Genomic DNA, 12,875 nt, shown 5'->3' with positions numbered 1-12,875 from the left:
CGGACGGTTCGCCGTCGTGTGATTTCGGTCCTTGACAAAGGCGTTGCATGTTGACATTCCACGGGCATCGTCCCGCATCCATGCGAGGTCCTCTCGGTGCCGTGTCCATCCGGATGCGACTCGGCCGACCACCAGTGGCCGCGAGGATCTTGTCGAGCACACCGACTATCTGATCGGGCGAGCACGCCCGCAGCCGGTGGCTTCGGCCTATGTCGATCCGTCGCTTCTTGTAGACCCCTGGGCGGCCGCTGCAATCCCTAGCCTCGCTTGCCACAACAAGTGACGAGTCGAGATCGCTGTCGTCAGTGATGGAGTGAAGCAGCGTTATTTAGACCCGGTGGGATGTGGGTAGTGGAATCTGGACCCGTTACCGGTGCAGCTATCGATGGCGGTGTACTGGTAGACGCGCTTGCGGCGATGAGGCCGGTGGTTGTGGCATTTGTAGCGTTGCGAGGCCGGCAGCCGGTTCATGCCGAGCCATTCAGGAGGCGCTCTGCCGCGGACTGGCTTGTCAAGACGTCGTGTTACCCCGCAGATACATCGAGATCTCCAACGGCCCGAAGTGATAGTGGCAGCGTACTCGCCCAGTCCTCTACCCCGTCGAGGCCTCTCGTCGTCGTAGTGGTGTTTCCATCGGTAGAGGACATTTCCGCTGACCCTATTTGGCACGACGTAGCACGGACGAACGTCGGTTCGCGGGTCTGACCAGCTCTGTCTCGCTCCAGACCCGTTCGGCCCCAAGGCCACTCCCTACTCGCCTAGAGCGCAAACCGTCAACAACCTCTGCCAGTTTTTAACTAGCGGACTCGCATTCAAGATGCGCTACGATCTTGGTCGTTAGGTTGCGGCCCGACGGGCTTCCGCTGATCGGATATGCCCCTGCTGCACGAGGTTTCGTGCTGCCAGGGGGTACTGGGCGTGTTGGAGAGGACTCTGCGGACGACTGCGGCAGAGGTATTGGAGTGGTCCCTGGAGGCAGTACTAGTTGACATGATCGTGGAGCGTCAACGGAGGAAGCCGGGGCAGGACAACGCACAGACGAAGTCGTGGGCGGCCAGCCTACCTGAGATCGCCGGCGATCTGGTCGAAGCGGGTTTGGGTGAAATCGAGATGCTGGTCGAATTTCGCCTGCCGGAGACGACATCACGGGCAGATGTGATTCTCGCCGGGGCTAATCCTGTGACCGGCGCCGACAGCTACGTGATTGTGGAACTCAAGCAGTGGAGCGAGGCGGAGCTGGTCCACAACTGCGATCGCATCGTCCGCGCGAGCAACGTGGTGGGCGACCAGCTTCATCCGATCGAGCAGGTACGCGGGTATTGCAGGTACCTCTCTCGCTATGTCGAGGTGCTACACAATCGGCCTCAGGCCGTCCACGGTGCCGCCTACTTGCACAATGCGACCGAGAAGTCGATCAGCACGTTGAGGGCCAGGCACGGCGACCAGTTCGGAAGGCTCTTCACGGGAGAGGGGCAGGTCGAGTTTCAGAAATTTCTCGCGGCCCGACTTTCGCCGGCGCCGAGCGATGCCGCCCAGCGGTTGCTGGACAGCAAGATCCTGCCGAGACCACACCTTTTCGAGTTCACCGCATCGGAACTCCGCCATTCCACCGAACTTTCATTGCTGGACAATCAGGACCTGGCCCTCCAGCGAGTGCTCGAGCAGGTCCGCTTGTCGCATGAGCGTGCGCAGAAGAGCGTTGTGATTGTGACGGGCGGGCCAGGTAGCGGGAAGAGCCTGATTGCGGTCAAATTGCTCGGTGAGCTGGGGCGACGTGGGTTCAGGGTTCGACACGCGACCGGATCGAATGCGTTCACCCAGACGCTTCGGAAGTACCCGGCGAAGGGCTCGGCAGAGCGGAAGGAACTCTTCCAGTTCTTTCGGACTTTCGCTTCGTACCGCACGAACGAGCTCGATGTGTTGATCTGCGACGAGGCGCATCGCGTCCGCGAGGTGTCAACGAACCGCTTCACTCCGAAAAAGGAGCGGGAGAAGCAAAAGGCTCAGCCACAGATCGATGAGCTTATGAATGCTGCTAGGGTCCCCGTGTTTCTGTTGGACGAGCATCAAGTTGTCCGCCCAGGCGAGGTCGGGACGTATCACGAGATCCAAGCACATGCTGCACGTGCAGGGAATTTGGTTCACACGATCCCATTGTCGGGGCAGTTTCGGTGCGGCGGTAGCGAAGAGTACGACGAGTGGGTGCGGCGACTCCTTAGAATGCGGCCAGGCGGCCCGACCTCCTGGGCTGATGATCAGCACTTCGAGGTCCGGGTGGCGCAATCGCCTCAAGAAATGCAGGACTTCCTGCGCGCAAAGTATGACGCGGGTGCGACGGCGCGCATCACCGCCGGATACTGCTGGCCGTGGAGCGAACCGAACGCGGATGGCACGCTCGTCGATGATGTTCGAATCGGGTCGTGGTCGATGCCATGGAACTCCAAAGCCACTCGGGAACTTCGTGGCGCACCATCCAGTCCGTTCTGGGCGACAAACCCCGCCGGGTTCGAACAGGTGGGCTGCATCTATACGGCACAAGGTTTCGAATACGACTGGGCAGGAGTCATCATCGGCCCTGACCTGGTGTTCCGCGGCCGACGTCTGGCTACAGTTCGGGACGGAAATCTTGACAAAATAATGAAATTGAAGAGTCTGCACGACGACCGGTTCGACGAGCTGATCCGCAATGTTTACCGGGTCTTACTGACGCGTGCCATGCGGGGTGTTGTCATCTACTCGACCGACGAGGAAACTCAGCAGTTCCTAATGGAACTGATGCCTGGCTCAAAGGTGTAGAGGCTCAATCGTTGGGCACCCGTATACCCGATAGCCGGTCAGATCGGTGATTGGTGTTTCGACGTACGATCCCCCGACTGTGTTGACGGGTGTCGCGGCGCCTGCCTACGGGGACAGTTGGTCCGGCAGTTGGTGAGTTGACTGCCGGATCTGCTGCACGATCGGGGCTGCTTTCCGGACCAATCATTGGGTTGGGCCGAACGTCTCGACTGCGTCAAACCCACGGAGTGACCACTTGACGAGGCTCGGTGCAGGAAATTCCAGCAGGCACCGAGTTTGCAAGAATTCCTTCAGCAGGGCAACGGTGGATTGACAACGGATTCCGTGGGGAGTGGCCGGTCGGCAGTGCTAGTCGCTTCGATGAATCAGCGGCGCAACATTGCGGCCAGCTGACCGATCGCTACATCGAAGCGTTGTCGGGCAGCCTTCGGGGCCAAGCCTCGCTGGGAACAGTGCGGCACGCCTTCCGGGAATACGTAGAGATCCGGGCGGTGGATGGCGGCCCGGCGCCAGCCGTCTTCGGCTGCTCTGCCCAGGCAAAGAACGATTTCCAGGCCGGGGCACTGGGCGATGAATTCGCGGGTCCATCGGGTGCCTCGGTCGCGTTCGGAGGCCAGGGACGCTCCGTTTTCGCGGCCGGTGGGGAATGGGCAGACGTTCCAGTTGACGACTGAGTGCCAGTCGATGCCGTGGGCGGCGTAGGCCTCGCGGCAGTTTCTTGCCGTCGCGTCGTTGTTGTCGGGGCTGATCAGGCCGGAACCTCCGTTGCGGGCGGCCTCGGCTTTCGTGGACGGATTGTCGAGCAGGACGAGTGCTCGTGCCTTGATTCCACCTAGATCGGGGTCGACGTAGGGCACGTGGCCGTGCGGAATTCCCTCGGCGTCGGCGATCCTGTCGGCTAGGTCGTTCAGAGGTCGAACGTGGGGTGCGCGGATGCGGGAGTGCTTGTCCGCCAGGACATCGAGTAGACATTGCGTCCGTAGACCGTCATATGGGGAGTGTGACAGTGGCCGCCGACATGTTCGGATCATTGGCCGAATGAGCGTCGGAGGTTTGCGTTGATCAGGGTGTTGATGCGGTGGCGGAGGTGGCCGACTGTTGAGGTGTCGAGGTCTGGGGAGGTGACGTAGAGGGTCCAGCGGAGGTGAGTGCCGCCGTGGTTGTCGGATGGGAGGTCGAAATGTAGTTGGGCGGTAGGGTGTTTGGGCCACAGAGTTGTCCAGATGACGCGGTTGGGGTAGGTGCTTTCGAGGACCTCGGGCCGTTGTTCGTCTGTCAGCAAGATGAGCCAGGGTCGGGTGGGGTCGCGATCGGGGTTGGTGAGGGCGGCGAAGACTGCGTGAGGTGGGGCGGGTTGGCTTCGCCGACGGCTGCCGATGGCGTGCATAGGCAGAGGGTAGTTGGCGGCGGCTCAGCCGGCGGTCAGGTCGATGCCGAGTTCGGTTCGGCCGCACTGGGTTGCTTGGTTGGCGAGGAGTGTGCGGAGGGGTTGGGGGATTTCCTCGCGGGCTTCGGAGATCGATTGCCAGATCGCCGGGTCCTGCGTCGTGACGGTGGCGACGAAGAGTTCCAGGTTGTCGGATTCGTTGAGGAGAGTCAGGGAGCGGAGTCGGGATGAGACGTCCTGGCGGAGGGCGATTTGTATCAGGGTTGTGGTGCAGTCGGCGGTGGGGGCAGCTTCGAGCGCTTCTCGGAAACTGCTGTCGGTGAGGGTGTTTATGGCGGTGGCGAGGGTGTCGTGGGTGGTGGTGGGGAGGTCGTTGAGGAGGGGGAGGGCTTCGGGCCAGAGGTTGTGGGTGGCGGTGGCTTCGATGGCGGCGGTGAGGTAGGCGGGGCGGTGCATTACCGGGAGGGAGGCCAGGCGTTTGCGGTCCGGGTCGGTGAGGGCGAGGGCTACGGGGAGGAGGGTGGGCCAGTGGTTTTCGGTGTGGGCTTGTTCTATGAGGGTGGTTAGGGAGTCGTCGGGTTCTGTGGCTACTCGGGCGGCGACGGTGTGGAGTTGGGTGGGGGAGAGGTGGGTGGCTAGGGGGAGTAGGGAGAGCCAGAGGTTTTGGGTTAGGGCTAGGTCGGCGATTTTGGTGAGGAGGGTGGGGTTTTGCATGGCTGGGCGTTGGGCCAGGCGTTGTAGGGGTTGCGGGGACATGCCTGCTGCTACGGGGAGGAGGGTGTCCCAGGCGTCGACTTCTTCTACTGCGGTGATCAGGCCGTCGATGACTTCGTCGTCTTGGGCGGCTACGACATCTGCCAGTTTTGAGCGTTCGGTGGGGCCGAGGAGGGCTAGCAGGGTGATTGCTTTGGGCCATTCGCCTGCGTCGTGGGTTGCGCGGATAACTCCGGGGACGCGGTCGGTGACGATGGTGAGGAGACGGTCGGCTGCTGAGGTTTCCTCGAGGTAGTAGCCGACCTGGAGGATGTCGAGATCGGAGGCGTGGGGGAGGGCTGCGCGCAGAACCGAGTCGGGGACCGAGCCTGCGAGGTTGCCCATGGTCAGATAGTCGCCGCGGCTGATCAATTCGCTGGCGACGGCTGCGGCCATCGGGCCGGGGACCTGGGCGATCAGTTCGACTGCTCGGCGGGGGTCGAGGGTGAGGGTGGCGTCGGCCAGGAAACTGGGAGAGAGGGCGCTGGCGATGGCTACGGCGCGGGCTGGGTCGACGGAGCCGGCGAGTGCGGCGGCGAGGACGGGGCCGAAGGCGGCTTCGGTGATCTTGGCGGCGATGGGGGCGGGGACAAGTTTGGCGGCGGCGCCGACTCGCTGCATGCGGCGGGCTTCGCGGCGGGCGGTCAGATCGGTGATCTGGTCGCGGAATTCGCGGAGGGCCGCAGGCGGGAGGGTGGCGAGGAATGCCAGGTCGGCGGGGTCGCGGTCGAGGACGCGGGCCAGTTTGGCTAGTTCGACGGTGGTGTGGTGGGTCGCGGTCATAGTCCGAGCACCTTCTTCACGGCGGGGCGGGCCAGGCGGGGGATGAGGCGCATGCCGGAGTCGAGGGCACCGTCGAGGGCGGTCTTGCGGTGGTCGAGGGCGGCGCGGACGTAGTTGTCGAGGAGTGCCAGCTCGTCGGGGGTGAGGGCGGCGAAGTCGGGTGGCGGTGGGGCGCCGAGTGTTGCGGTGAGTTGGCGCAGGGCATCCGACACGGACCGTCTCCTTCGATGCGATGTCCGGAAGTTCGTACTGCCGGTACGGATAACGATACTGCCGGTACGTGGTGTCTTCTGTAAAGAGTCCTTTGCCCTCGATGCATGGATTTCCTCGATCGTACTGCTGGTACGTGTATCGTCTCGACCGTGACCCGCGCCAGTCGACGACCTCCGCCGGTGAGCCGGGATGTCATCGTCGACGCCGTGATCCGGGTGCTCGATCGTGACGGGCCTCATCCGAGCATGGAGGCTTTCGCGGTCGAGGCCGGGATCACGAAGCCGCGGCTGTATCGGCAGTTCACCGACAAAGGTGACCTCTACGCCGCCATCGGTACGCGATTCGCCGACTCGGCGTTCGCGGCGACGGGAACCGACCTGACCCTGCTGTTGCAGCCGCCCAACGCCGCAATCGATCGTGCGCTCACCGACTATGCCGTCGGAATTCTGGCCCACCCCAATGTTTTCCGGTTCCTGACGCAGACGAGTGCGAATCGCGAGGGTGCGACGGGCCAGTACGACCTCGCCAGTGCGGTGGCGGGTCGCTTCGCGGAAAGAGCTCGGGCGGTAGCGGATTCGATTCCGTTGGATGCCGAGGGGATCGAATATCTGGCGCGGGCGATCGTCGGCGTGATGATCGTGCTGACTGATCTGTGGCTGAGTGACCCGAAACCGGATTCCGGAGAATTCGTCAGCAGGGTGCACGAATTGGTGTGGGGGATGATCGATGCGTTTCTTCGGGGGCGGGGGATCACGGCCGATCCAGAGGTGCCGATCTTTGTCACCCTGGCCGCGTTGAACCCGGATGCGGGCGAAGTCTGAGGCATCGGCGACGTGGCTTGCGGTATTGACTGAAATGGCCACGACCTGGGCCGACGACCAGGTGGAACCGCCGCAGGGTGCGGTTTGCTGGCGAAACGTCCGGCGGATGTCGAGTTGCCGGACGAGTCACCTTGTCAGTCACGAGGTCGGTGGGGGAGTGCGAATGTCGCGAGTGCCTCCTCGATCCGCTCGACGCGCTCCGGTGGCATGTGGTGTCGGACGTCGTGTGTCGGTCGGGACAGGCGGCGCACCAATTCATCAACGGTGTGGACGTAGCGGCGGTTCAGTGCGGGCAGGTTCAGTTGGACACGGTTTTCGGTGAAACAGACCCCGGTACGCACGATCGTGGCCTCGCCTGCGCGCTGAAGCTGCTTCATCAACAGCGTGCTCTTGAAATAGGCCAGCTCCAGCACATTTCCGTGGTCGATTCGCCGACCGTTCGCCGCGGTCTGGATCCAGTGGTCGGTCTCGATATCGACCGAGCCGGACCAGGCTTTCAGCTCGATCATGTGCAGGCCGCTCGGAGTGGTCAGCAACAGATCGATCTCGTATGGCTTCACGCCGGTCGCCGGGAACTCGAAGTTCGACCAGGCACGCCACGGACTGGCGGACGGTAGTCGTTCGAGGATCGCGGCGAGTCCGCGGCGTTCGTGGATGTGTTCCGATTCGGTGATCGGAGTCCAGGCCATCGTCGTCGGCTTGTCGATGGGTGACGGGCGGTGCCGCGGCATAGCGGCCGGGTTGGGCCGCGATGGGGGCGTTACCGGGACTCAGCCGAGCCGGCGGATGTCGCCGCGGACTCGGTAGAAGCCGCCTCGGGCGGATTCGGAGACCGCGTCGACGACGTAGCGGGCGCCGGCGAGGCGGATGTCACGGGGGAACTGGACGTTCCAGCCGGGGTCGTAGCCGGGGGAGATGACGTGGACGCGGAGGGAGTCGCCGTGTTGGAGGCATTCGACGATGACGCCGGTGCCGACGTCGGTGGTGAGTTCGAGGGTGGTGCTGGGGGCTACGGCGGAGAATTCGGGGGCTTTCACCGAGCGGGTGGTGGGGAGGACGCCCTGGTCGGCGTCGCGGATGGCGGATTCGCTGACATCGAGGCAGGCCAGGGCGCCGGAGGTGGTGACCAGGTAGAGCTTTTCGTCGTGGTACTGCATGGAGTAGGCGGAGCCGCAGCCGGTGGCGAGTTTCCACAGGCGGGTGCCGGTGGCGTCGAAGCAGTAGACCGAGGAGTGGGAGTCGCCGGCGAAGACGTAGCGGCCGTCGGGGGAGGCGGCGCAGGAGAAGACGGCGGCGTCGCACTGGTAGGTGCGGGTGGCGGCGCCCTGCTTGGTGATTTCCTCGACCTGGTTGTGGGAGGTGCCCGCGTAGACGGTGTCGGATTCCTGCCAGCCGAACAGGACCGCGCCGCGGGTGGACGAATTCCACTGGGAGCGACCGGTTTCCAGGTGGTACTTGGTGACGCCGGCGCTGTGGCCGTGGTAGACGCCGGTGGGGTCGACGCGGACCATCCAGCCGGAGTTGCCCTTGCTGCGAGCGGACCAGAGGGATTCCTCTTCGTGGTCGATGACGGTCAGGCCACCCGCGGAGTCGGAGGCGGCGAGGATGCCGTCGTGGATGTCGAGCCAGTAGACGTCGTCGGCGGAGACGTCGTAGGCGGCGCGGGGGACCTTGCCGGACAGGTCGTAGACGCGGCCGTCGTCGCAGCCCGCGTAGATCCAGAAGTCGTCGGCGACGATGCATTTGACCGCGTCGGGCAGTCTGTAGCTGTTGGTGACGACACCGGCGGGGGAGAGGGTGAAGACCTCGCCGTCCTCGTTGCCGACCCAGCAGCGCTGCTCGTCGACGAAGATGCCGAAGGCGGCGGCGCCGGAGTCGAAGCGCCACAGCACGGGGGCCGACTTGGCGGTGGAGCGCTGGCTGGTGATGCTGCGGCGGGTGACGGTGCGGCGTTCGCGCGCGCCCATGACGGCGGGGGCGTAGCCCTTACGTACCTTTTCGCCGATCTTCTTCTGCGCGGCCGACTTCGCCTTGTCCTCGGTGGCGAAGGAGCTCGCTTTGGACTGGCCCTGCTCGCCGATGCGGCCGTAGCGGATGTTGACGTTCGTTCCGGTGACGATTACCTCGTAGAACTTGTGCGAGGAGCCCGCGTCGTCGGACAGTTCGAGATAGGTGGTTTCGGCGGTCATGCGTCCTCGCTGAGCTCGTGGAGATCGAATGCACGAAAAGTAGCAAGGGGCACCGACATTCGGTGCGGTGCTCGTCAGAGGTGGTATATCCGGCAGTCGGTGGGGTGGACGGATGCAGTCCGGGTGCGCTGGACCGCTGCCCGGCGAACAAGCCGGTAGCGCGCGTCGGCAGTTCGACCCGACTACAGAATCCGGCTCCCAGATGGTGGGATCGAAGAGTTCCACGCAGACGCGGGATCGGCGAGGACCTCGCGATGCCGATCCTTGACGGGTTTGGTCCCGGAGAGGTGAGAAACCACTGCGCCGATCATCGCGACAGGCCGTCTTTGTAACGACACGCGGCGAAAGGATTGCGGGATCGCGTCGGGTGATAGATGCTGGTCCAACTGTTGGTGCGTATCTGGGCGTGACTTTTCCGCGACCATTTCGTAATCTTACGGTGACCTGCTCTCGACAATGACTGGTGATAGACAACGTGACTGCTTCGCATCGCAAACCGTCGGCTCCCAAGAGTCGGCTGCCGCTCGCCGTATGCAGTCTCGCGGCGACAGTTCCCGGCATGTTGATGATGGTGATGCGGCCGGGTGCGCAGGTCGAGGCGGTGGCTTCGGTCGAACCGCTGTCGACGTCGGCCATCGAGGTCGACCCGATCGCCGCGGCGCCGACGCACGATGCGCCGCAGCCGGGGCCGATCGTCAGGGCGGATGACGAGATGGCGGCGTTGTCAGCGCTGAAGGTGAAGGTGTTGTGCGGGACGGAGTTCAACGGGACTCTGCCGCATGTGGCGCAGGTCGGTAACCTGCTGCAGAAGATGTTCGGGGTCTCGGACATCGGTGGTGCGCACGGTCGCTACGACGGTGACCATGGTGCGGGGCAAGCACTCGATGTGATGACGGGCAACCTTGCCCTGGGCAATACGATCGCCGATTTCGTGCTGGCCAACAAGGCGCGCTTCGGTGTCACCTACGTGATCTGGCAGCAGCGATACAACGACGGCAACGGCTGGTCCTACATGGAGGATCGCGGCAGCCCCACGCAGAACCACTATGACCACGTGCACATTTCGTTCGAGTCGTCGGGCGCGACCAACATCGCCTGCTGATCGCGCGAAGTCAGGATCTCGTCTCGAGCTCGGCCAGAATCGGTTCGGCCTGGTTTCGCAGTAGTTCCAGCTGACGGTCCGGGGGGAATCGTTCGGGGTCGAAGACTGCCTGGATGCCGATGCCGTCGATGAGGATCGTGAGGGATTCGGCCGCGCTGTCGAGATCGGGGCCCGGTCGGTAGCCGACGGAGGTCAGGACCAGTTCGAGTGCCTCGCGCCAGGCTCGGTAACGCGCGCGTTGTTCGCCGGCGAGCTCGGTGTCGTGGGTGGCCCAGTCCCAGAAGGCGATCCACACCTGCCATTCGACACGACGGGTTCGATCCATCGGCAGGCACTGACTCAGCAGCTCGTACAGATCGGCGGACTCGGGGGCCATGCGGGTCACGCGGTCCGCGACAGCGGTGGATGCCGCGCCGAGCGCCGCCCGCAGCACGGCGCGTTTGTCCGCGAAGTAGTGCACGACCATGCCGGTGGTGCATCCGGCCTCGGCCGCGATGTCGCGGACGGTGGTGTGCGCCAAGCCTTTGGTGGCGATGACCTGGCATGCCGCAGCGCTGATCGCGCGGCGACGCTCTTCGTGATCGACGATTTTCGGCATTGACACGAGAGTTTACATACCCGTTATTATGTAACCGTGGTTATGCAAAAACTGCGGGTGGTGAAGCGACTGATGTGGGTGACCGACCTCGGCTTCCTCGCCTACTGGGTCGTCACCGCACTGGGGCTGATCAGCGTCGGGTCGGATGAGTTTCTCCAGCAGTGGAACTGGTCGTTTCTCGGACTCGATGCCGCGGCGATCGGGTTGGGGTTGGCCGGACTCGCGCTCGGCAGGCGCTCGGCCCTCTCGATCCCGCTGATCATCGTGTCGTTGTCGCTGACCTCCGCCGCAGGGCTGATGGCGCTGAACTTCTACGTGATTCGGGGTGAGTACAGCCTGATGTGGTGGATTCCCAACCTCTGGTTGTTCCTGTTTCCGGTCGTGGCGCTCGCCGGGATCGTCCGCGCATGGAGCGAAATTGGAACGCGTTCTAGCAATGCTGCCCATCGTGTGGGCTGTCCTCCTACGGTGTGAGGAGGTTCGGTTTCTACGAAGGAGTATGTGGACATGGGACGGTTGGCCGGCAAGGTCGCGGTGATCAGTGGTGGTGCGCGCGGGATGGGGGCGGCGCATGCTCGGCGGTTTGTCGCCGAGGGGGCGTCGGTGGTGATCGGGGACGTGCTCGATGACGAAGGCGCCACGGTGGCAAAGGAACTCGGGGACGCGGTGACCTATCGCCATCTCGACGTTCGTGAGCCGGAGCAGTGGGCGGGGATCGTGGCTGCCGCGGTCGAGGAGTTCGGTGGGCTGCATGTGCTGGTGAACAATGCGGGGATCGTCAACGGGAATCTGTTGGTGGACTTCGCGTTGGACGAGTGGCAGCGGATCATCGATATCAATCTGACCGGGACGTTTCTCGGGATGCAGGCGGCCGTTCCGGCGATGAAGGAAGCCGGTGGCGGGTCGATCGTGAACATCTCCTCGGTCGAGGGGATGCGGGGGAGTCCTGGCCTGCATGGGTACACGGCGACGAAGTTCGCGGTGCGTGGGCTCACCAAGTCGGCGGCGCTGGAGCTCGCGCCGCAGGGAATTCGGGTGAATTCGGTGCATCCGGGCCTGATTTCCACGCCGATGACCGAGGGGATCCCGGCGGACTTCCTGCAGATTCCGCTCGCGCGGGCGGCCGAGCCGGATGAGGTGTCGGCGCTGGTGGCGTATCTGGCCTCCGACGAGTCCTCGTATTCGACCGGCGCGGAGTTCGTGGTGGACGGCGGTCTCACTGTCGGTGTACCGCACAAAAGCTTCTGACCTGGCGTGCAGCCCGTTGTGGGCGATCTACTCACCGGAACGGGTGATTTCGGCGCGCGAAAGCGAGGAAGATGGAAGGTATGGCCCCCAACAGTGCGAAATATCTGATCAGCAACGGCACCGACGACCGGGTGTCGCTTTTCGATGACGGGCGCGTGAAGGTTTGGTCGACCACCCATTTGTGGACCGAAGAAGGTCGCGAGCGGCACAACGCCCTCGGCGAGACCGTGCTGCTCGGCATCGGGCGCACGCTCGGTGAGCCCGGCCCCGTGGATCGGCGCCAGCAGTGTGACGCGGAGTTCGAGCTCGACCCGGAGAAGGGTCACACGGTGGCTGCCACCGTCGGCGCGGACAACGGGACGTTCGTGCAGTTCTTCCATGACGGCAAGATCGCGGTCGGCAACGACGGACGCGATGTGGCGACTGTGTTCAACGCCGGCCGGGAAACGACGTCGGCTCGCGGGACGACCGGAGTCGGTGGGTCGGTGATGGTCACCTTCGGTGGCAGCTACCGACCGAGGACCAAGCGCGAGAGTGACTTTCAGGTGGAATTGAGCGAGGCCACGGCCCCGCGGCCCAACCGGCTGTACAAGGACGAGTTCCTGGTGAAGTAGATCCGGCGATCCGGGGCGACCGATCTGGTCGCCCCGGCTCCGGGTTCGTCAGCCGTAGTAGCAGACGTAGTGCATGGTGTCGACGACCTCGATGTCGAACGAGCTGTCGCCGGGGACCTTGAACGACTCGCCCGCACGGTAGGTGATGGGCTCGGTCGTACCGGCCAAGGTCACGTTGGCCTCACCCGCGACCAGCTCCATGATCTCCGGAGCGTTGGTGGTGAAGGTGAGCGACGACGGCTGGATCACGCCGACCGACACCGAGGCGCCGTCGGGCAACTCGAGGCTGTAGCTGACGCACTTGCCGTCGAAGTAGACGTTGGCCTTCTTGCTGACGGAGACGTTCTCGAACTTCGACATGGGTCCTTCCG

At 64.0% G+C, this 12,875-nt stretch carries 13 protein-coding genes; 6 read left to right on the top strand and 7 right to left on the bottom strand.

Going from position 1 to position 12,875, the window contains the following annotated elements:
• Positions 1–990: 990 nt before the first annotated feature.
• A complete protein-coding gene (locus tag ACFULV_RS27775; protein WP_378661659.1) occupies positions 991–2,796 on the top strand; it encodes a DUF2075 domain-containing protein in 1,806 nt (601 codons plus the stop codon).
• A gap of 365 nt (positions 2,797–3,161) precedes the next feature.
• On the opposite strand, the gene ACFULV_RS27770 is transcribed toward ACFULV_RS27775, so the two are convergent.
• From ACFULV_RS27770 to ACFULV_RS27760, 3 genes are all read right to left on the bottom strand, one after another.
• Entirely contained in the window at positions 3,162–3,653 is a 492-nt protein-coding gene (locus tag ACFULV_RS27770) for a uracil-DNA glycosylase (RefSeq protein WP_378661656.1), read from the bottom strand.
• Positions 3,654–4,207: 554 nt separating this feature from the next.
• Positions 4,208–5,719 carry a hypothetical protein gene (locus ACFULV_RS27765; RefSeq protein WP_378661653.1) on the bottom strand — a complete coding sequence of 504 codons (1,512 nt, stop codon included), beginning with the start codon at positions 5,717–5,719 and terminating at the stop codon, positions 4,208–4,210.
• Positions 5,716–5,931 (bottom strand): hypothetical protein, encoded by a 216-nt coding sequence (locus ACFULV_RS27760; RefSeq protein ID WP_378661650.1) that lies wholly within the window; start codon positions 5,929–5,931, stop codon positions 5,716–5,718. Before ACFULV_RS27760 ends, ACFULV_RS27765 begins: the two co-directional genes overlap by 4 nt.
• Positions 5,932–6,081: 150 nt before the next feature.
• On the opposite strand from ACFULV_RS27760, the gene ACFULV_RS27755 reads away from it, so the two are divergent.
• Complete coding sequence (locus tag ACFULV_RS27755; protein WP_378661648.1) at positions 6,082–6,753, top strand: TetR/AcrR family transcriptional regulator; 672 nt, start codon at positions 6,082–6,084, stop codon at positions 6,751–6,753.
• A 134-nt stretch (positions 6,754–6,887) separates the two neighbouring features.
• On the opposite strand, the gene ACFULV_RS27750 is transcribed toward ACFULV_RS27755, so the two are convergent.
• Together ACFULV_RS27750 and ACFULV_RS27745 are read right to left on the bottom strand one after the other, a co-directional pair.
• A complete protein-coding gene (locus ACFULV_RS27750; RefSeq protein ID WP_378661645.1) occupies positions 6,888–7,484 on the bottom strand; it encodes an NERD domain-containing protein in 597 nt (198 codons plus the stop codon).
• A 39-nt stretch (positions 7,485–7,523) separates the two neighbouring features.
• Entirely contained in the window at positions 7,524–8,942 is a 1,419-nt protein-coding gene (locus tag ACFULV_RS27745; protein WP_378661642.1) for a WGR domain-containing protein, read from the bottom strand.
• Between the two features lie 475 nt (positions 8,943–9,417).
• On the opposite strand from ACFULV_RS27745, the gene ACFULV_RS27740 reads away from it, so the two are divergent.
• Positions 9,418–10,044: a hypothetical protein gene (locus tag ACFULV_RS27740; RefSeq protein WP_378636434.1), complete on the top strand. Its 627-nt coding sequence runs from the start codon at positions 9,418–9,420 to the stop codon at positions 10,042–10,044.
• A gap of 10 nt (positions 10,045–10,054) precedes the next feature.
• Here the strand turns inward: ACFULV_RS27740 and ACFULV_RS27735 are convergent, their stop codons facing one another.
• Positions 10,055–10,642 carry a TetR/AcrR family transcriptional regulator gene (locus ACFULV_RS27735; RefSeq protein WP_378636437.1) on the bottom strand — a complete coding sequence of 196 codons (588 nt, stop codon included), beginning with the start codon at positions 10,640–10,642 and terminating at the stop codon, positions 10,055–10,057.
• Between the two features lie 42 nt (positions 10,643–10,684).
• Between ACFULV_RS27735 and ACFULV_RS27730 the strand changes: the two genes are divergently transcribed.
• The 3 genes from ACFULV_RS27730 to ACFULV_RS27720 all read left to right on the top strand — a co-directional run bounded on the left by ACFULV_RS27730 (position 10,685) and on the right by ACFULV_RS27720 (position 12,504).
• A complete protein-coding gene (locus ACFULV_RS27730; protein WP_378661737.1) occupies positions 10,685–11,116 on the top strand; it encodes a DUF5360 family protein in 432 nt (143 codons plus the stop codon).
• Positions 11,117–11,149: 33 nt separating this feature from the next.
• The gene (locus ACFULV_RS27725; RefSeq protein WP_378636439.1) at positions 11,150–11,890 is read left to right on the top strand and encodes a glucose 1-dehydrogenase; all 741 of its coding nucleotides are present in this window, start codon (positions 11,150–11,152) and stop codon (positions 11,888–11,890) included.
• An 80-nt stretch (positions 11,891–11,970) separates the two neighbouring features.
• Positions 11,971–12,504 carry a hypothetical protein gene (locus tag ACFULV_RS27720; RefSeq protein ID WP_062991977.1) on the top strand — a complete coding sequence of 178 codons (534 nt, stop codon included), beginning with the start codon at positions 11,971–11,973 and terminating at the stop codon, positions 12,502–12,504.
• A gap of 48 nt (positions 12,505–12,552) precedes the next feature.
• Here the strand turns inward: ACFULV_RS27720 and ACFULV_RS27715 are convergent, their stop codons facing one another.
• Positions 12,553–12,864: a pyrimidine/purine nucleoside phosphorylase gene (locus ACFULV_RS27715; protein WP_378661639.1), complete on the bottom strand. Its 312-nt coding sequence runs from the start codon at positions 12,862–12,864 to the stop codon at positions 12,553–12,555.
• Positions 12,865–12,875 lie beyond the last annotated feature (11 nt).

This window comes from Nocardia sp. NPDC057272 (assembly GCF_042668615.1).
GTDB lineage: Bacteria > Actinomycetota > Actinomycetes > Mycobacteriales > Mycobacteriaceae > Nocardia.
This window is presented reverse-complemented; position numbering and strand designations above follow the sequence as displayed.